General features: G+C 63.6%; 13 protein-coding genes. 9 read left to right on the top strand and 4 right to left on the bottom strand.

The features are described from left to right. Positions 1-71 precede the first annotated feature (71 nt). Complete coding sequence (locus IPL79_12710) at positions 72-1,580, top strand: oligosaccharide flippase family protein (protein ID MBK9071846.1); 1,509 nt, start codon at positions 72-74, stop codon at positions 1,578-1,580. Between the two features lie 17 nt (positions 1,581-1,597). Here IPL79_12710 and IPL79_12705 read toward each other — a convergent pair whose 3' ends face one another. Both IPL79_12705 and IPL79_12700 read right to left on the bottom strand, forming a co-directional pair. Further along, the gene (locus IPL79_12705; protein MBK9071845.1) at positions 1,598-2,869 is read right to left on the bottom strand and encodes a CDP-alcohol phosphatidyltransferase family protein; all 1,272 of its coding nucleotides are present in this window, start codon (positions 2,867-2,869) and stop codon (positions 1,598-1,600) included. A 12-nt stretch (positions 2,870-2,881) separates the two neighbouring features. Beyond that, positions 2,882-4,138, bottom strand: coding sequence for a DegT/DnrJ/EryC1/StrS family aminotransferase (locus tag IPL79_12700; GenBank protein ID MBK9071844.1), 1,257 nt, complete (start codon positions 4,136-4,138; stop codon positions 2,882-2,884). 183 nt (positions 4,139-4,321) lie between these two features. Here IPL79_12700 and IPL79_12695 point away from each other — a divergent pair, with 183 nt between their 5' ends. Together IPL79_12695 and IPL79_12690 are read left to right on the top strand one after the other, a co-directional pair. Further along, positions 4,322-5,341: a CDP-alcohol phosphatidyltransferase family protein gene (locus IPL79_12695; GenBank protein ID MBK9071843.1), complete on the top strand. Its 1,020-nt coding sequence runs from the start codon at positions 4,322-4,324 to the stop codon at positions 5,339-5,341. A 177-nt stretch (positions 5,342-5,518) separates the two neighbouring features. Then, the gene (locus IPL79_12690; protein ID MBK9071842.1) at positions 5,519-6,310 is read left to right on the top strand and encodes a phosphocholine cytidylyltransferase family protein; all 792 of its coding nucleotides are present in this window, start codon (positions 5,519-5,521) and stop codon (positions 6,308-6,310) included. Positions 6,311-6,323: 13 nt separating this feature from the next. On the opposite strand, the gene IPL79_12685 is transcribed toward IPL79_12690, so the two are convergent. Then, positions 6,324-8,750 (bottom strand): hypothetical protein, encoded by a 2,427-nt coding sequence (locus IPL79_12685; protein ID MBK9071841.1) that lies wholly within the window; start codon positions 8,748-8,750, stop codon positions 6,324-6,326. An 86-nt stretch (positions 8,751-8,836) separates the two neighbouring features. Between IPL79_12685 and IPL79_12680 the strand changes: the two genes are divergently transcribed. The 4 genes from IPL79_12680 (at position 8,837) to IPL79_12665 (ending at position 13,814) form a co-directional block, all read left to right on the top strand. Continuing rightward, positions 8,837-9,199: a septum formation initiator family protein gene (locus tag IPL79_12680; GenBank protein MBK9071840.1), complete on the top strand. Its 363-nt coding sequence runs from the start codon at positions 8,837-8,839 to the stop codon at positions 9,197-9,199. Next, on the top strand, positions 9,196-11,541 hold the full coding sequence (locus IPL79_12675) for a sensor domain-containing diguanylate cyclase (GenBank protein MBK9071839.1): 2,346 nt from the start codon (positions 9,196-9,198) through the stop codon (positions 11,539-11,541). The genes IPL79_12680 and IPL79_12675 overlap by 4 nt, the downstream gene beginning before the upstream one ends. Before the next feature lie 175 nt (positions 11,542-11,716). Further along, the gene (locus tag IPL79_12670) at positions 11,717-12,865 is read left to right on the top strand and encodes an acyl-CoA dehydrogenase family protein (protein MBK9071838.1); all 1,149 of its coding nucleotides are present in this window, start codon (positions 11,717-11,719) and stop codon (positions 12,863-12,865) included. 124 nt (positions 12,866-12,989) lie between these two features. Beyond that, positions 12,990-13,814: a hypothetical protein gene (locus tag IPL79_12665; GenBank protein ID MBK9071837.1), complete on the top strand. Its 825-nt coding sequence runs from the start codon at positions 12,990-12,992 to the stop codon at positions 13,812-13,814. Positions 13,815-13,832: 18 nt separating this feature from the next. On the opposite strand, the gene IPL79_12660 is transcribed toward IPL79_12665, so the two are convergent. Continuing rightward, a complete protein-coding gene (locus IPL79_12660; GenBank protein ID MBK9071836.1) occupies positions 13,833-14,132 on the bottom strand; it encodes a GreA/GreB family elongation factor in 300 nt (99 codons plus the stop codon). A gap of 48 nt (positions 14,133-14,180) precedes the next feature. Between IPL79_12660 and argH the strand changes: the two genes are divergently transcribed. Continuing rightward, positions 14,181-15,821, top strand: coding sequence for an argininosuccinate lyase (gene argH / locus IPL79_12655; GenBank protein MBK9071835.1), 1,641 nt, complete (start codon positions 14,181-14,183; stop codon positions 15,819-15,821). 148 nt (positions 15,822-15,969) lie between these two features. Beyond that, positions 15,970-17,250 (top strand): diaminopimelate decarboxylase, encoded by a 1,281-nt coding sequence (gene lysA, locus IPL79_12650; GenBank protein MBK9071834.1) that lies wholly within the window; start codon positions 15,970-15,972, stop codon positions 17,248-17,250. Positions 17,251-17,280 lie beyond the last annotated feature (30 nt).

Below are 17,280 nucleotides of genomic sequence, written 5' to 3'. Positions count from 1 at the left end.
CAAACCACAAACGCCCTGTTTCTTCAACGTAGCAAACTGGCAATTGTGGTACCAAGCCGGCACCTAACACCGTGTCCGCCGACCCGCCTTCTGAGCCGCCGCCGCCGGGCCAAGCGCCCGGTGATGGTCACGACGTCGCCGCGACCAAGGGCAAGGTAAGCCGCGGCATCGCGTGGGTCGGCGTCGCCAGCGCGATGGTCGGCGTGCTCGATTTCGTCGCCATCTTCATCATCCTGGCGTATTGGATCCCGGCCGAGCAATATGGCATCGCGACCAAGGCGGTGTGGATGTTCCCCTTGCTCGATTTGCTCGCCGACCTTGGCATGTCGGCGGCGGTAATTCGCGAAAAGCTCGAGCGCCCGGTGGTGTCGACCATTTTTTGGCTCAACCTGATTACCGCGGTGGTGCTGTTTGGCCTCTTGCTGGTGTTTGCGCCCATCCTGGCGCTTGGCTTCTACGGCCATGTCGTCGTCGGGCAGATGTTGATCGCGTATGGCTTCAAGCTGCTGTGGCGACACGTCTATTTTATCCCGCTCGCCAACCTCAAGCGAGAGCTGCGCTTCAAGGAAATCTCCATCGCGCGCATCCTGGGAAATCTCGCGGAATTTGGCGTCAAGCTCGCGACGGCAGCGATGGGCTTTGGCGTGTGGTGCTTCGTCACCGGCGGCCTGGCGCGCGTCTTGGTGTTCGGCCTGGTGGCGCAATGGTACTATCCTTGGCGCCCCTCGTTTTCGTTTCAGCCTCGGCTCGTGTGGCGGCATCTCAAGTTTGGCCTGCAAACCGCGGGCAGCGCGCTCTTGGCGCAGCTGTTTGGCAATATCGACTATCCCGTGGTCGGCTATTTCTTTGGCGACAAGGTGCTAGGCATGTATAAGCTCGCGCACGAAATCATCTTCGAACCCGTAAAAATGATCGCTGGCGTCGTGGTCGATGTCGCCTTTTCGGCTTTTGCGCGGGTGCGCGACTCAAGGCCGCAATTGGTTGATCAGTTTTTGTCGTTTACCACGCTGAATCTCATCACCGTGAATACGTACATCGGCATCGTCTTCGTGGCCGCGGACGACATCGTCGGCCTCTTTGACGCTTCATTCGCGGGCGCGGGCGCGGCGGTGCGCTTGCTGTGCGCGGTCGCCATCCTGCGCTCGCTGGGCTACGTCATGCCGCCGCTGCTGGATGGCACCGGGCGTGCGGGCCAGACGCTGACGTATATGGTGACGGCGTCGATCATCATGCCGGTGCTGTTCGTGCTATTTGCCGCCGGCCTGCCGCAGCTAGGCCTGCTCGCGGTGCCGCTGGCGTGGATCGTCGGCTATCCGCTCGCCTTTGCCGTCTTGCTCGGCATGAGCCTGCGTGCGCTCGAGCTGCCGCTGGGTACCTATTTGCGCGAGCAACGGCTGGTCTGGGTCTGCACGCTGGCGCCCGTGCTCGTCAGCTTTGCCGTGCATCTGCTGTATCCGTGGCAAAGCCCAGTGACGCGCATCTTATTGGTGAGCGCCATCGCTATCATGCTCACCATGTTTCTGCTGCACCGGCTCTTAAACCTTAGCTTTGTCACCGCCTGGCGCGCGTTGCAGGCATGAGGCCCGCGCGCGAGACACTAGGGTGCGTATCGGATCGGCGCGCCCAGCGCGGCAAACCGCGCCAGCAGGCGCCGCAGCTTCAGGTGCTCGGGCACGATGATGATGGTCATCACCGTGGTCGCTAGCGCCATGATGGCAAAGTTAAAACGGAAGACATCCGCGATCGCCATGGCCAGGCACGCCAGATTGACGAAATCGCGGCGCACCACGGCATAAATCAGCGGCATGGCGCGCGCGGCTAGTGGCGACGTCGTAACGCTGGGTCGCACCGGCGTTAGGCGCAGGCTGGCTGCGTCATCGCCGAGCAGCGCCAGGTTGCCGACATAATTTTGCGAGTTGCCGGTTTTCGCGACCCGCAGGTCGAAGTAGTAAATTATGTACAGCGACAGCGCCGAGCCGATGATGCCAGTCCACAACGTTGGCAGCACCCAGGCCTCCGGCTGACGGTTGTGGCAATGCAGGCCTAGCGCGACGATATAGCCCACCGACGTAAATTCGTCGATGAGGGTGTCGAGCCACGCGCCGAGCTTGGAACTGAGATGTCGCAGCCGCGCCACCTCGCCATCGCAGCAGTCGATGAAGCCCGCGATGACCACGAGCGCCGAGCCGAGCACCAGGTCGGCGTGGTTGCCGCGCGCGACCAGCACGCAGCCAATGACGCCAAGAATGCCAACCAGCGCCGAAATTTGATTGGGCGTAATCGGCGTCATCAGAAAAAACTTGGTGAGCGGCCGCGACACCGGGCGATAGAGATAGCGCGTGATGGCGTTGTCGGTGGACTTGTGCACCAGGCGGAGCAACATGTCGAGCGCGGCCTTGCGTTCGACGCGCGTTGTCGCCGGGTGGCGCGCGATGTCGCCGTGGACAAAGGCTTCAGCCATGTCGCCCCAGCTGGCCGCAAGCTTGGCATGGTCACCGTCGTACTCCGCAAGCTTGCTGATCGCGTCGACGGCGGTGGCGCGATCGACGCAATAAAGGGCACCCGCATACGTTCCGTCAGGGGCGATGGCCTTGCGGTGCGGCCTCGACGCCGACTCGTCCAACATCGGCAGGACCAGCGGCATGTGGACGACCTGCGTCGCGCCATCAATAATCAGCAAGCCATGACGTACCGCTTTGGCGCCAAACGCTTGACTGATCGGTTGGAGCTGACTTGCGCTGGTAACAATATGGACTACGTCTGCACCAGCTTTTTCCGCAACCCGGCGGGCGCGGTCGACTAGCGACATGCCGCCAACCCGGCGGTTGGCGTTCGGTCCGATGGCCAAGACAAGCGCGTCAAAGGTCATAGCGGCGCCGCTTTAGGCCAAGGCGAAGGCGACCTTGCGAATCGCTAACACGACGTCGGCGAGGTCGCGCTTGGTCAGCTTGGTGGAAAGCGCGAGAAACACGCTGCGCCCTACCAGGTCTTCGCTGCGTGGGCATTGGCCGGCGCCGCCCAAGCCCGCGGTGACGACCGCAGCCTGCTGATAGAGCGTCTTGCCGCCATATTGGCGTTGCGCGCGGATGCCCTCGGCCTCGAGCGCGGCGACAAAGGCCGCGGCCTTCTCGGCGCTGCTGACAAAAAACGCGAGGCCAAGCCCTGCGTCGCCGGCGAGGTCGTTGGAGGGCGCGAGCTCGATGCCCTTCACCTTGGCCAACTTGCTCACCAAATATTGTTTCGCGCCGCGCAGGCGGGCCAGAATGTCGTCGAGGCGTTCGAGCTGCGCCACCAACACCGCGCCAGAGAGCTCGCTTAAGCGAAACCCTTCGCCGATGGTGGTCTCGCCGCCGGCCTTGCCGCGGAAGTTGCCGTGGTCGTGCAAGCGCACCGCGCGATCAAACACCGCCTCGTCGCGCGCATACACCGCGCCGCCTTCGCCGCACGTAATAACCTTGTTGAGTTGAAAGCTGGTGATGCTGATCTTGCCAAAGGTGCCGACGAGCTGGCCGTCGTAGCTTGCGCCGAGGGCCTGCGCGCAGTCTTCGACTACGGCAATGCCGTGACGGTCGGCGATCTCCATGATCGCGCGCATCGCGCACGGCACGCCAAACAAGTGCACTGGCGTGATGGCCTTGGTCCGCGGCGTGATCTTGGCCTCGAGGTCGCTTGGGTCCATTGTCATCGATTTGTCGATTTCAACGAACACCGGCGTCGCGCCGAGCGAGATTACGACGTCAGCGCTGGCGACATACGAATACGCTGGCACGAGCACTTCATCACCGGGACCAACGCCTACGGCGTGCAGCGCGCATTTCAGCGCCGAGGTGCCAGAGTTAGTCGCGAGCACGGACAGGCGGCCGAGCCGCATCGACAGCGCGCGCTCAAACGACGTCACCTTGCCGAGCACGTCGGGGCCGTAATAGCGAAACAGCGACTTCGAGCGCAGCACATCGAGCACGTGCTTTTCCTCGGCCTTGCCGATCAGCAGCGCGCCAGGGTACGGTCCGGGCAGCGCCGTGGCGCGCACCGCGGGGCCGCCGTTGATCGCTAGCGCTTCTTTATGCTTGGCGATTTTTTTAGCGCCGGTGCCTTCGGTGGCGACGTTTGCATCGATGAGTTGTGGGGCAGAATTCATAAATACCTCGGCTACGCGTTAACCCATCTCTCGCTGCCGCGTCAACGACCAAACCCGCCTTGGCGCAGATTGCCGCGGTGTCAGAATTTCACCGCCTTGGAGGCCCTACGCGCCCTGCAACGCACACCCCGCATGTGTTCAATCGCGTGCACGCCGTGCGGCGAGTGTGCTAGGCATGCGGCGATGAGTGGGCAACCTCGTGGCGACATCGCCTATATCACCGCGGCGGCTAATTCTAGCAATCCCAGCGCGCGGGTCGGTGGCATCACGGTGCTGCATCGCTGTCTGTGGCTAGCGGCGCGTGGCGGTGCTACGCGCGCGATCGTCACCTTTGAAGGCGAACTGCCCACGGTACCTGGCCTGGTGGCCGAGCGTCAGCTGGGTGCGCCGATCCCCGCAGGCGCGTGGATCTTCTCGGCCGACGAGGTCGCGGGCATTGCCCTGCATAGCGCCGCCGATCACCGGCGCGCGGAGTGGCAACTGCTGCGCTCGCTGCCCAAGACGTTTCAGGGACCCATTGACGCCTTGGTGAATCACCACGTCTCGTTGCGTATTACGCGGCTGATCGCCAATTCCCCACTGACGCCAAATCACGTCACCGTGGTCGCGCTATTGGTTGGGTTCTTCGCCGCGGGCCTGTTGCTCGCGACGCGCAGCAACCCTGCTGCCTGGTTGTGGCCCGTCGCCGGCCTCGCGCTGTTTTTTCAATCGGTGCTCGATTCGTGCGATGGCGAGTTGGCGCGGTTGCGCTACCAATTTAGCAAGCTCGGTCAGTGGCTCGACAACATCGCCGACGATCTAGTCGACGGGTCCGCGATGGCGGCGCTTGGCGTCGCCGCGGGTGGCATGTGGGAAACCCTTGGCCTGCTCGCCGCCGGCGGACGTGTCTTCTCGCAGCTCGCGCTGTACGCGCAGGTGAAGCAGCGGGGCGGTGATTTTTACGATTTCCGTTGGTGGTTCGAGCGCTCCGCGGCCACCATGGACGAGGTCTACGACAAGGCCTCGCCGCTGACCCACCTGCGCTCGTTGGGCCGCCGCGATGTCTACGTGTTTGCTTGGGCGGTGCTAGTTGCTGTAACGCCGTGGTGGCCAATCGCCATCAAGCTGGCGGCCGGGTATGGCGTCGCCATCTCGCTTGGCTACGTCGTTTTGACGGTGCTCCACCTCGCGCTTTCTCGGCGCGCTGCGTCTTCAAACGGGTAGCTAACCGCCTGCAAACGTTGCGATAGGTGGTGAATCGAGCGGCCACCCTGGCGACTTTGCCTGTCAGCACTCTAACGATCTGGTGGATTTTCACCACACGAGGCCCATTCATCAGCGTGTAAGCGCTTGATCGTCCTATGTGACAGCCTGGCAACAAACTTGCAACACCCTGAAACCATGTCGACACCCGCCGTCATCTTGGCCGCTGGCCGTTCCACCCGGCTGCACCCGCTGACCGAACGCACGCCCAAGAGCCTGCTGGCCATCGGCAACACCTCGATGATGAAGCGCCAGCTCGACGCGCTCGCGGCATGTGGCGTCGGCGAGGTCATCATCGTGACCGGGTTTGAACACGAACAACTCGAGTTCGCGGTGCGCGCCTTTGCGCCAACCATGAAACTCGTCTTCATCCACAACCCAGACTTTGCCACCACCAACAACGCCTACTCGCTGATGCTCGCGGAACAGGCGATTGGTGGCCGTCGCTTTTTGCTGCTCGACAGCGATCTGCTCTACGACTTCGAGGTGCTGCATCGCATGCTCGAGACCACCGGCAGCAGCATCGCGCTGCGCCGCGCGGACGACCTCGGCGTCGAAGAGGTCAAGCTCGCCATGGACGCGTCGCTTGGCGTGACCGGCATTGGCAAGGAAGTCGCCATCGACGCCGCCGCGGGCGAGTCGGTCGGCATCGAGGTGTTCGAGCCGCATCACACCGTGGAATTGTTCGCCACCATTCGCCATCGCATGCTTACGCTTGGCTTGGTCAACGAATACTACGAGGCCTCGTTTCAACAAATGGTTGAGGGCGGCGCGCAATTTGTCGCCGTCGACATCGCGCCATTTCGCGCCATGGAAGTCGATACACCCGCCGATCTGGCCGCGGCCGAGCTTGCGTTTGGCAACCGTCCAGCCCGCGCCACCACGCGCCGTCCGTCGCAATCCTTTGCGGTCGCCGAGCGCGCGGCGTAGCGGCACACGCCGCCTATGGCGTAAACGTAACTTCTTCGGGCGCCTTGGTGCGGTAGTTCGCGTCGATGTAGTCGAGCAGCTCGAGCATGGCATCTTCCATTTGCCCGGGCCCGCCGATCGCGAGGTTCATGAAAAAGTTGCCGCTCTCGCAAAGATCGCCCTCGAGGCTGACCGGCACGCCATCACGCTGCGGCCGGCAGCGGCCATCGGCGTAGACGATGATGAATTTTTGAAAGCGCTGGTCCTTGGTGAGGCCGGTCGGCTGCATGTACGACTCAAACACCGCGGAGAGCGCGACCATGTCCTTGGGCTGTTGGCCATAGCCGTGGAGAAACACGATGACCGGATATCGGACATTCGCATTGGCGGGATTGTCGTAGCCAGGGGGCAAGAACAGCGCAAACGGGGTGTCGCGGCCTAGCGTGGTCTCAAACGAGAGGTCTTCGAACAGCTGGCCGCTGGTGTATTCGTCCTCGCGATCGCCATTCGGCCAATGCGCGTTCATCCACGCAAAGGCCGTGGTGACGCGGGCGACGATTTGCAGCACCGTGCCGACATGGCGCCCGTCGCCATTTAAGATTTGCGCCTCGCTGGCGTCGGGATCGCCATAGCGCACGTACACGTTGCGACCGACGCTCGGCCAGTCAACGAGGCCAAAGTCATAGGGTTGACCCGTGGGCGTCTGCGCGACAGAGTTGTAGCTCGTGAACACGCGCCCGGTGCGATCGAAGAGGTTCATCAGCTGCGAAAAACCGCGATTGGCGGAGACCGACGCGTTGAAGAAGTCGCGGATGCCGGCGTCGTGCCAAAAATCGAGGCGATCGCGCTCGGCGGGCGTTAGCGCGCCCATCGCCTCGGCGAGGTCGTTGCGCAGCCAGCCCTGGGCGCTTGGCGTGAGGCTCCATTGCCCGTCGCCCTCGCCCACATCGTAGCATCGCGCCACGCCTTTGGGCGGCGCGTCGCCTTGTTGGCAGGTTGTCGCTACGCCATCAACGCCGACATCGTCAAACGGCTCGCCTGGCTCATGCCAGCGGCTGTCTTCGGTGCCGCGCGGATTGCGCAGGTAGTGATAATTGTCGCCGGCGGGGTCTGAGTTGGTTGTCGCATCATAGCCTGGTTCGTCGGCGTCGGCGAGGCCGTCGATGCCGACGTCGAGGAAGGGCTCATGCATTTGCATCAGCACCGGCTCGCCAAGATCGCGCTTGCCGTTTTCGTTGAGATCAACGGTGAGCAAGATCTCCATGGGCTCGTCGTGAATTTCGTCGTCGTTCCACACCCCAAAACCCGTGGCCTCGTTGTCACCGCCGTCGCAAAACGTAATGACGGGCAGGGCGCCCTCAGGATTAAAGCGCGCGTCGAAGTAGTTGGCGAGCGTCACCGGCGCCGGGCATCGGGTTTCGGCTGGCTCCTGGAAGTAGGCCGGATCGACGCCTGGCGGCGCATAGGCGTCGGCCACATTATAGACGGTGAGGTTGCCAAAGGCGCGCGCCATATCGCGCAAGGCCATGGCGTAGAAGCCGCGGCGTAGCTTAAGGCCCACGCCTTCGCCTTCTTGATAGGTGAAGTGGTCAAAGTCGGACGCGATCTCGTGCTGATCAAGCAGCGCGGGGCGCGCGCTGCAGGCGGGCACGCGGCGGCTAGCAAGCGAGCCAGGCTCGGGCTCTGGGCCCGCGTCACCGGCGCACGCCGAGCCAAGGATGTAGTCGCGGATTACGCTGAGCGTGTAGGGCATGCTGGGGCCGGGCTCGCCGCCAAGGTCTGCGATCATGTCGAAGCGTTCGTGATGGCGCAGGCCGACCGAAAGCGCGGCGTTGCCGCCCATAGACACCCCGAGAATGGCTTTATACGTAAAACGCCGGGTAATCGGCGTGCCCGCGGTTTTGGGCGCCACGACCTGATACGTCGCGAAAAAGTCGGCGCTAAAGGTAACCGTGGAGGCGTACGGGTCGGTGGTGTCGAACACGGCGTCGGCGACGGGCGGGTAAAACACCTCGCCATCGCCGGTGACCGCGGCAATTCGCAAGTGGCGTACGCCGGCATTTTTTGCCAAGCGCGCCGCCTTAAAGGGCAACGTGAAGCGCAGCGGCCGCTCGCTGGTGCGCGCGTCGGTGGGGGCGGGCTCAAACGCCACGGCGAGGCCGATCGCATCGAGATCGGATGCGGCAATATCGTCGCGACACGAAATAGCTAAGGTCCACGTCGAGGTGGTTTTTTCGTCGGCCGTGGCAGCGGCGCCGCGTAGGTCCTTGGCGTCGCCAGTCTCAACCTGGACCGTGCCACCGGCCGCGAGCGGGGCCGCGACGCCCTCGCCGCACGTAAGTTGTGTCGAGGGCTTATCATTGCACGCCGCGGCAACCGTGCAAGCTAGCGCAACTGTTAGCACATGGCGCGCCGAGGCCAAGCGCGTTGCACGGGGCGGCGTGGTCGAAACGGGCTTCATTGCGCGGACCATAGCACAACCATTTGCGGTGGAGTTTGGCCAAAAAATTGCCCCGCCCGGCAAGGGGTGGCTATTTAAGAGCTAAGGTGCAACGAGTCCTCGCAGATATGCACGTGCCTCCTGTGTGGCGGCGCTGGTTATTGCGCATGGGCCTGGCCGCGGTGATCGCGGTGTGCTTCGCGATCGTGCCGGCGCGTTTTTTGGCGGACGGTGGCCCCGCGGCTCAGCTCGAGCGCGAGACCGATGGCTTGCGCCGCGAAATCGGGGCGTTGCGCGAACAAAAGCGTCAGCTGGCGCGTGAGGTGCATGCGCTATCGACCGACGTGCGGGCGATCGAAGCCATCGCGCGCGATGAGCTTGGGCTGGCCTTTGTCGGCGATCGCATCATTAGATTGGTGCCCGTTGCGCCCGGCGCGCAAGAAACGCCCACCCCAGGCGGTACGCCATGAAACGCAATTTGGAACTGGCAATGCATGTGGCCGGCGGCACGATCATGGCCACGCTCGCCTGCATTGCGCTGATGGCGGGTGTGATGGCTGGTGCCAGCTTGCGTGGCGAGATCACCGCGGTGCAGCTGCTGTTTGCGACGACGGTCACCCTATTGCTCGTGTACGCCCTCTTGCGGCGGCTTGGCTTTGCCCCCGCATCGTCGCGGGTGCAGCAAGCCTCGTGGTGGTATCGCGCCGAGGCGATCTTTCGCGATCTCGAGCTTTGCCTGGCCTTGATCGCGGCGCTCTACACCTCCTTGTTCGCCACCGGCGGGCTCCACTCGCCGCTGTACCCCTTGCTCTATGCGGCCATCGCGTTTGCGATCACGGTCTTGTCGCGCGCCGCGGCGATCGCGGTGCTTGGCGCGGCGCTCGCGATCGAGGGCGCGACGGTGGCGCGCGCGCTGGCGGCCGGGCCCGTGAGCGCGAGCCTGCTCGTCACGGTGGCGCTGCACGCCCTGTTCATTATTGGCGCGGCGTTGCTACACTATGTCTTGCTGCGCGCGCTCGTGGTGCGATATCGGGTGCGCCAGGCGCGGCGGTTGCACGACGTGCTGGTCGAGAAAGAGCAGGCGGCGCGCGATTTGCGTTTTCTCTCGGCCGCCCTGGGCCCGACCAGCCGCGCGGCGCGGCCGCGACCCGAAGAAGAAGCCATGCTTTCGGCCGCGGGCACCGATGCGATCCACGACTCCGCGGTCTGGGTCTTGCGCGCGGTCAAGCGGCTGCTTGGTGCACGCTCGGTGGTGTGGATGTGGCCAACGCCCGACGGCTCGATGCGCGTGGGCGAGGCCGTCTCAGATTCACCTGACCTCGCGCCCGCTTCGACGAGCCTGGGGCTGCTGGCGGCGGTCATGCGTGAGGCGGCTCCGGTGCTGGCGAGCGCGACCAAGCTCGGGCAAATACCCTATTACGAGCGCGAGCATGCGGGCAGCGCCTTTGCGGCCGTCCCCGTGCTCGAGCATGGGCATGTACGTGGTGCCGTTTGCGCCGATCGCGATAAGCCGTTTACCGAGGCCGAGGCGGCCTTGTTGTCGAGCGCGGCGGTCCAGCTCGGGCGCGCGGTTCAGATCGAACAGGTATTTCGATCGGTCGAGCGTTCGAAGTATGAATACGAACGATTTTACCAAGCCGCGGCGCTGCTTGGCCAGGCGCTGACGCCCGAGCAGGTGCATGAGACGGCGTTCGATGCGGCGGCGGCGATCGCAGACTACGACGTGGCGATCATTACGCTCTACGACCGCGAGCGCGGCAAGCACCGCGTTGCGGCGGTGCGGATTCGCCGCGGCGGCGAGGGCCTGATTGAGGAAGAAGATCTGGCGGGGATCGAGTTTCGCGACAATGCCGGGCTGGCGTCGATGGTGGTCAAGAACCGCCACTACTTGCCGGCTAGTGGCGATTTGCGTGAGCTGTCGGCGCCTGTGTTCACGAAAAAGCACACCTTTGCCGAGGCGCGCTCGTTGCTAGTCGTGCCGCTGCTCTGCGTCGACGATGCGGTCGGCACCATGACGTTTCTCGCGCGCGAGGAGAAGCGCTTTGGCAAAGACGTGCGCGAAATGTTGACCGTCATCGCCAACCAGGTCGCGGTGTCGATGGTCAATGGCCTCTTGTACAAGCGCATGGAAACCATGGCCACCACCGATGGCCTGACCGGGCTGACCAATCATCGCGCGTTCCAAGAACGCTTTGGCGACCTCATCGAGCGCGCGACGCGCCATGGCCACAAGGCCGCCATGCTGCTATGCGACGTCGACTTCTTCAAGAAGGTCAACGACAACTACGGCCATCCGGTGGGCGATGAGGTGTTGCGCCGCGTCGCCCGCGTGCTGCAAGAGGTCGCGCGCAAGATCGATATTTCGGCGCGCTACGGCGGCGAGGAATTTGCCGTGGTGCTTGAGGCCACCGATGCCGAAACCGCGCGCGCCGTGGCCGAGCGCTTGCGCACGGAGGTCGCCAAGCTCGTCATCGAGACCGAGAAGGGGCCGCTGCAAGTGACCATGTCGATTGGTATTGCGTCGTATCCCGACGACGCCGCGAACCGCGCCGAAATGATCGAGCGCTCCGATCTCGCCCTCTATCACGCCAAACACAGCGGTCGCAACCGCGTCATTACGTACGGCCAATACGTTCGCGAGCGCAACGAATCTGCCGCCGGGCGAATTTCTGCCGCGCACGCCGCCGCCACGTCGGCTGGCCTAGCGGCATCCGTCGTAATCTCCGCGGCCAATGCCGCCAGCAAGCAAGGCACGCCGCTCGCCGAAATGCCAATCGGCTCCAGCCGCAGCCGCCGCGCCCGCGCCGAGTAGGGTCACTCTCGGCGCCGTTTTTCGGTGTAATTTCGATGAGCTAGCATGGCTGCTGCGTAGTCACCTCTGGTGTTGGTAATCACGCACCACATACCATAACTAATTGTAATTTATAATATATTTCAGGGCGAGAGTGACCCCGCCGTCACCGCCGGCAGTGTGCTATCTAGCGGGCATGATGTCTTCGCTCGATAAGCGCCTCTGGGAACCATCTGACGACCACGCCATGGTGCGTGAGACGATCCGCCGCTTTGCGCGCGATCATGTCGAGCCGCAGGCGAGCGAGTACGACCAAAAGGGCGAGTTCAACGTCGGGCTGCTGCGTAAGCTCGGCGAGCTCGGCTTTATTGGCATCACCATTCCTGAGGCCGATGGCGGCGCTGGGCTTGATGCCGTGGCCTCGGTCATCGTGCACGAAGAGTTGGCCTATGCCGATCCAGGGTTTTGCCTGGCGTATCTCGCGCACGCGCTGTTGTTTGTGAACAATGTGTATTTCCCCGGCAACGCCGTGCAACGCCAACGCTACCTGCCAAAGACCATGAGCGGCGCGCAGGTTGGCGCGATGGGCATGACCGAGCCTGGCGCGGGCACCGATGTGCTCGGCATGCAGACGGTGGCCGTGCGCACCGCCGACGGCTATCTGCTCACGGGGCGCAAGACGTTCATCACCAACGGGCCCGAGGCCGACGTGTTTTGCGTCTACGCCAAGCTCGAGGGCAAGATCACGACCTTTCTCGTTGAGCGCGGCTTTGCCGGGTTTAGCAACAGCCCCAAGATCGACAAGATGGGCATGCGCGCGTCGACCATGTGCGAGCTCATCTTTGACAACTGCTTCGTGCCGGCGGCCAACCTGCTCGGCACGGAGGGCGGCGGCATCACCAACATGATGCGAAATCTCGAGATCGAGCGCCTGGGCCTGGCGGCGATGAGCCTGGGCATGGCGCAACGGTGCCTGGACGTCATGACCAAGTACGCCGTCGACCGCAGCGCGTTCGGCAAGCCCATCGCTGAATTTGGCCAGATTCAGCGCTACATCGGCGATAGTTTCGCCAAGGTCGAGGCCATGCGCGCGCTGGTCTACGGCGTCGCCGCGACGGTAAATCCTGCGTCACGCAATCGCCTCGGCACCGACGCCGCCAAGCTATTTTGCGCGACCGCGGCCAAAGAGGTGTGCGACGCCGCGGTGCAGGTCCTCGGCGGCTGGGGCTATTGCAGCGAGTATCGCGTCGAGCAATTCTTGCGCGACGCCAAGCTCATCGAAATTGGCGGTGGCACCATCGAGGCCCATCAGAAGAACATCTGCCGCGATCTGACGCGGGCGTAGCCGCGATCCTGCTGGCTCAGGTTGGCCTACATCGGCGATAGCGACACACCTTGGCGCCACACCAATTGGCGCCGAAGCTCGAAATTGCGTGGTATCCGGCGCGGGCGCTGGCTACAATATGGCGATGCTACGCAGTTGGATCTTGGTAGCTTTCCTTTGCGCGCTGGCGGCGATGGGCGGCTGTTTTACTACCGGTCAATCGCAACCTGACGAACCCGATCGTCCCAAAAATCCCGACGCCCCACCCATAGAGGTCGTGCACGCATTTTACGCGCATAGCAGCAACGTGCTCTACAAGATCGATCCCTTGACCAATGAGCTGACCGAGGTCGGACCCTTCAGCGGCGCTTTTAACCCCGCCGCCGACCAGGCCACGGATCTGGCGCTTAATGCGGCCGGCGAACTCTATATCGCGACCTTCTCCAAGATTATGCGCGTCAACCCAGAAACCGCCGAGGCAGAGTTGTTGTCGCCACAGTTAAGTTTTTCCGCGAATGCGCTGACGTTCATGCCCGTCGATGTCGGCAATCCGACCGGCGCGGAACGCCTCATCGCCGGCGGCTCGAATCAACTGGCGGAGATCAACCAAACCACCGGAGAAGCAACGTCAGTCGGATCGTTGGGACCAAGCACTGGTTTCTCGGGCGATTTGTTCTATGTGCGCGACGTCGGCATTTATGCCATGTTAGATGCGGGCCAGAGTTCAACCAGCCTGGCGCGGCTCGACGAAACCACGTTTGAGGCGACGCTCATTGGCCCGACCGGGTTCAACGGCGTGTGGGGCATGGCGTTCTACGCCGGCACGTTCTACGGTTTTTCAGCGGCTGGCGAGATGTTCACGATCGATGTCAACACCGGGGTGGGTACCCTCGTAGTGGGACCGCTGCCAAACGTCAGTTTTTGGGGTGCGGGCGTCAGCACGACGGCACCGTCCGAACCGATCTCGTAACGCTTAATTGGCGCGGCGCTATTCGACGTAGCTTATCTGCCACTCGCGCAGCTCGCCTTGCACGGCGACATCGACGACATCGCCGACCTTGCGACCCATGACCGCGCGGCCGACGGGTGATGCAGGCGTGACGACGGTAAGAAAGCCATCCCCGCCCGGCCCGGTGAGCGTGACCCCGGCGCCCACCGGCGCGAGAAACAGCGTGCGGCCATCGCCCGATTCTGCATCTTCGATCTCGACCAGTGCGCCTAGCAAGATATTCGAGCCCGCGGCGAGGCGCGGGGGCGCAAACCCTCGCAGCTCGTCGATCTCGGCCAAGGCCTGCCGCGCGCGGCGATCTTGCGCTTGGCCAAGATTGGCGACCTGATGGGCGGCGCGAGCGTCCTCGCGTTTTTCGTCAGGCGTCGCGCCATCGCGCGCCTCGGTGGCGAGCGCCTCGCTAGCGGTCAGCGCCGTGCGCGCGGACCTGTCGAGATTGGCCATGAGTTGGTCGATGAGGAAGCGTTTGTCCATACGCGGCCATTGTCGAAAATAACCGGGCCGGGCGCAAGAAAACGGCGTTTCTGGCACACTGCGGACGTGAGCAAGACCCCTCATGTAAAATCTAAGGCGGCCAAGAAAACGCACACCGGCGCGCGTGGCGGCCGTTTCGCCAAGGCGCTCGATCCGACGGCGGCCCGGCTAAACGCGTCGATTGGCTTTGACTATCGGTTGCTCGCCGTCGATGTCGCCGGTTCGCGCGCCCACGCCGCCATGCTGGCCAAGCAAGGCATCCTGAGCGCGCGAGATGCGGCGGCAATCGCAGGGGGCCTGACCGAGGTAGAGGCGGAATTTGCGGCAGGCAAGTTGAAATTCCGCGCCGACCTCGAAGACATCCATATGAACGTCGAAGCGCGGCTCGCCGATAAAATTGGCGACGCCGGACGCCGCCTGCACAGCGGTCGCAGCCGCAACGACCAAGTCGCGACCGACCTGCGCCTGTGGTCGGTGATGGCGGGCGGTCGGCTGCTATCCGCGATCAAGGCGCTGCGCCTGGTGTTGGTTGCCAAGGCCGAGCAAGAGCTCGATACCCTGATGCCCGGCTATACGCATTTGCAGCGGGCCCAACCGGTTTCGGTGGCGCATCACCTGCTCGCTTATGACGCCATGTTGGCGCGTGATGCCGGCCGCATTGCCGACGCGCTGCTACGTGCCAACGTCTCGCCACTGGGTTCGGGCGCGCTCGCCGGGACGACATTGCCCATTGATCGCGAGGAAACCGCGGCGCAACTGGGATTTTCCGCGTTATCGCGCAACAGTCTTGATGCGGTCGGAGATCGCGATTTTGCCATTGAGCTGGTCGCGGCGGCGGCCTTGTGCCAGGTCCACCTGTCGCGGCTTGGCGAAGAACTCGTCTTGTGGGTGTCGCAGGAGTTCGGCTTTGCGTCGATTGGCGAGGCGTATTGCTCGGGCTCGAGCCTGATGCCGCAGAAGATGAACCCCGACATTGCCGAGTTGGTGCGCGGCAAGGCGGGGCGGGTCATCGGCGCGTGGGTGACACTCATGACCGTGGTCAAGGGGTTGCCCCTGGCTTACAACAAAGATCTGCAAGAAACGCAGGAGCCGCTCTATGACGCCGTGGAGACGCTTGAGGCCTCGCTTACCGTCGCCGCGGGCATGATGGCGTCGGTGGTGTTTCACCGCGACGTGCTGCGCGCGGCCGTCGACAAGGGGCATCTCGTAGCCACCGAGGTCGCGGACTACCTGGTCGCCAAGGGCGTCGCCTTTCGAGATGCGCACGACGCCGCGGGCACCTTGGTGCGGCGCGCGCTTGCCAAGAATTGCGAGCTGGCGGCGCTGAACCTGGCGGACTATCGCGACGTCAACGCCAAATTTGATCGGGACATTTACAAGTGGCTCGACGTAAACCGTGCGCTCGCCCGCCGCGATTTGGTCGGCGCGCCGGCGCGCAAACAAGTAACCGCCGAACTACGTCGGATTCGCAAGGAGTTAGAGCGTATCTCATAACCTCTCCTGTCGCGAGCGAGGCCAACTTGGTAGCTGGCGGCGTTGCTCAATCGGCCCATACCACCAGTATGAGCCTCTTTCGCGCCTTGCCAGTTAGCCAACCTGCCTCTCGCTCGCTCGGTCCGAGATTATGAGATACGCTCTGCAAATGAGCTTTACCTACAAAAATGATGTGCTCACCTGCGAGGGCGTGCCGCTGCCGACCATCGCCAGCGCGGTCGGCACGCCGACGTATGTCTATAGCCGAGCGCTCATCGAACAGGCCTATCGCGGCTATGTCGACGCGTTCGCCGCCTGGCCGCCGCTTATTTGCTACAGCGTCAAAGCCAACGGCAATCTCGGCGTGCTCAGTGTTTTGGTGCGGCTCGGCGCCGGCGCAGATATCGTGTCAATTGGCGAATTGCGGCGCTGGCTGGCCGCGGGTGGCGTTGCAAGCAACGTCGTATTCTCTGGCGTCGGCAAGCGCGGCGACGAAATTGCCGAGGCGCTCGCGGCGGGCATCATGGCGTTTAATGTCGAATCGATCGAAGAAATCGAGCTTGTCGGCGCGGTCGCGGCGACCGCGGGTAGCACCGCCAACATCATGTTGCGGGTCAATCCCGACGTCGACGCGCAGACGCATCCATACATTTCCACCGGGCTGCGGCAAAATAAATTTGGCATCGCGCGTGAAGCGGTCGCGGCGGCGGTCGCCACGGCGGCGCGCGTCGGCCACGTCAATATCATTGGCATCGACTGCCACATCGGCTCGCAATTGCTCGATACGGCGCCGTTTAGCGAGGCGGTCGGCCGCTTGGCCGAATTGGTTGTTGCCTTACGCGCGCAGGGCGTGCCCATAAAGTATCTCGACATTGGCGGCGGCCTCGGCGTGCAATATCGTAAACCCGGCGAAGCCGTGGGCCCAACGCAGCAAGCGTATGCCGCGGCGGTCATGGCCGCGAGTGGCAGCCTGCGTGAGCTAGGCGTTCAGCTCGTGCTCGAGCCAGGTCGATCAATGGTCGCCCCCGCGGGCGTGCTGCTAAGCAAGGTGCTGTTTCGCAAGGCCGGCGAGGAAAAACACTTCACCATCGTCGACGCGGCGTTCACGGATCTGATGCGGCCCGCGCTCTATAGCGCCTACCATCCCATCGATCCCGTGGTGCGGCCGCCCGTCGATCGCGCGATGCGAGTGACCGACGTCGTCGGGCCGGTGTGCGAGTCGAGCGACTTTCTCGCCAAGGACCGTGAGCTGCCCGCACTGGCGCAAGGTGAGCTGATCGCCATTGGCGTCGCCGGCGCGTACGGCGCCTCGATGGCGTCGAACTACAATGCGCGGCCTCGCCCCGCCGAAGTCATCGTCGATGGCGAGCAGTTCCATATCGTGCGCCGCCGCGAGGCCATTGAAGAGCTCTATCAAGCTGAAGCCGTGCTGCCGGCGCAGGGCCGCTGACCCAGCCGCCGGGCAAACCATGCTATAAGC

The sequence above is a fragment of the Myxococcales bacterium genome, from assembly GCA_016716835.1.
Taxonomy (GTDB): domain Bacteria; phylum Myxococcota_A; class Polyangia; order Haliangiales; family Haliangiaceae; genus JADJUW01.
The sequence above is the reverse complement of the archived record's forward strand: the minus strand, read 5'-3'. Positions and strand labels throughout refer to the sequence as shown.

What these genes read in the sequence shown, in the direction of transcription:
- IPL79_12670 (MBK9071838.1), top strand. Translation starts at nt 11,717, where the DNA reads ATGATGTCTTCGCTCGATAAGCGCCTCTGGGAACCATCTGACGACCAC.
- IPL79_12705 (MBK9071845.1), bottom strand. Translation starts at nt 2,869, where the DNA reads ATGACCTTTGACGCGCTTGTCTTGGCCATCGGACCGAACGCCAACCGC.
- lysA (MBK9071834.1), top strand. Translation starts at nt 15,970, where the DNA reads ATGAGCTTTACCTACAAAAATGATGTGCTCACCTGCGAGGGCGTGCCG.
- IPL79_12675 (MBK9071839.1), top strand. Translation starts at nt 9,196, where the DNA reads ATGAAACGCAATTTGGAACTGGCAATGCATGTGGCCGGCGGCACGATC.
- IPL79_12700 (MBK9071844.1), bottom strand. Translation starts at nt 4,138, where the DNA reads ATGAATTCTGCCCCACAACTCATCGATGCAAACGTCGCCACCGAAGGC.
- IPL79_12695 (MBK9071843.1), top strand. Translation starts at nt 4,322, where the DNA reads ATGAGTGGGCAACCTCGTGGCGACATCGCCTATATCACCGCGGCGGCT.
- IPL79_12665 (MBK9071837.1), top strand. Translation starts at nt 12,990, where the DNA reads ATGCTACGCAGTTGGATCTTGGTAGCTTTCCTTTGCGCGCTGGCGGCG.
- argH (MBK9071835.1), top strand. Translation starts at nt 14,181, where the DNA reads ATGGGCGGCGCGAGCGTCCTCGCGTTTTTCGTCAGGCGTCGCGCCATC.
- IPL79_12685 (MBK9071841.1), bottom strand. Translation starts at nt 8,750, where the DNA reads ATGAAGCCCGTTTCGACCACGCCGCCCCGTGCAACGCGCTTGGCCTCG.
- IPL79_12690 (MBK9071842.1), top strand. Translation starts at nt 5,519, where the DNA reads ATGTCGACACCCGCCGTCATCTTGGCCGCTGGCCGTTCCACCCGGCTG.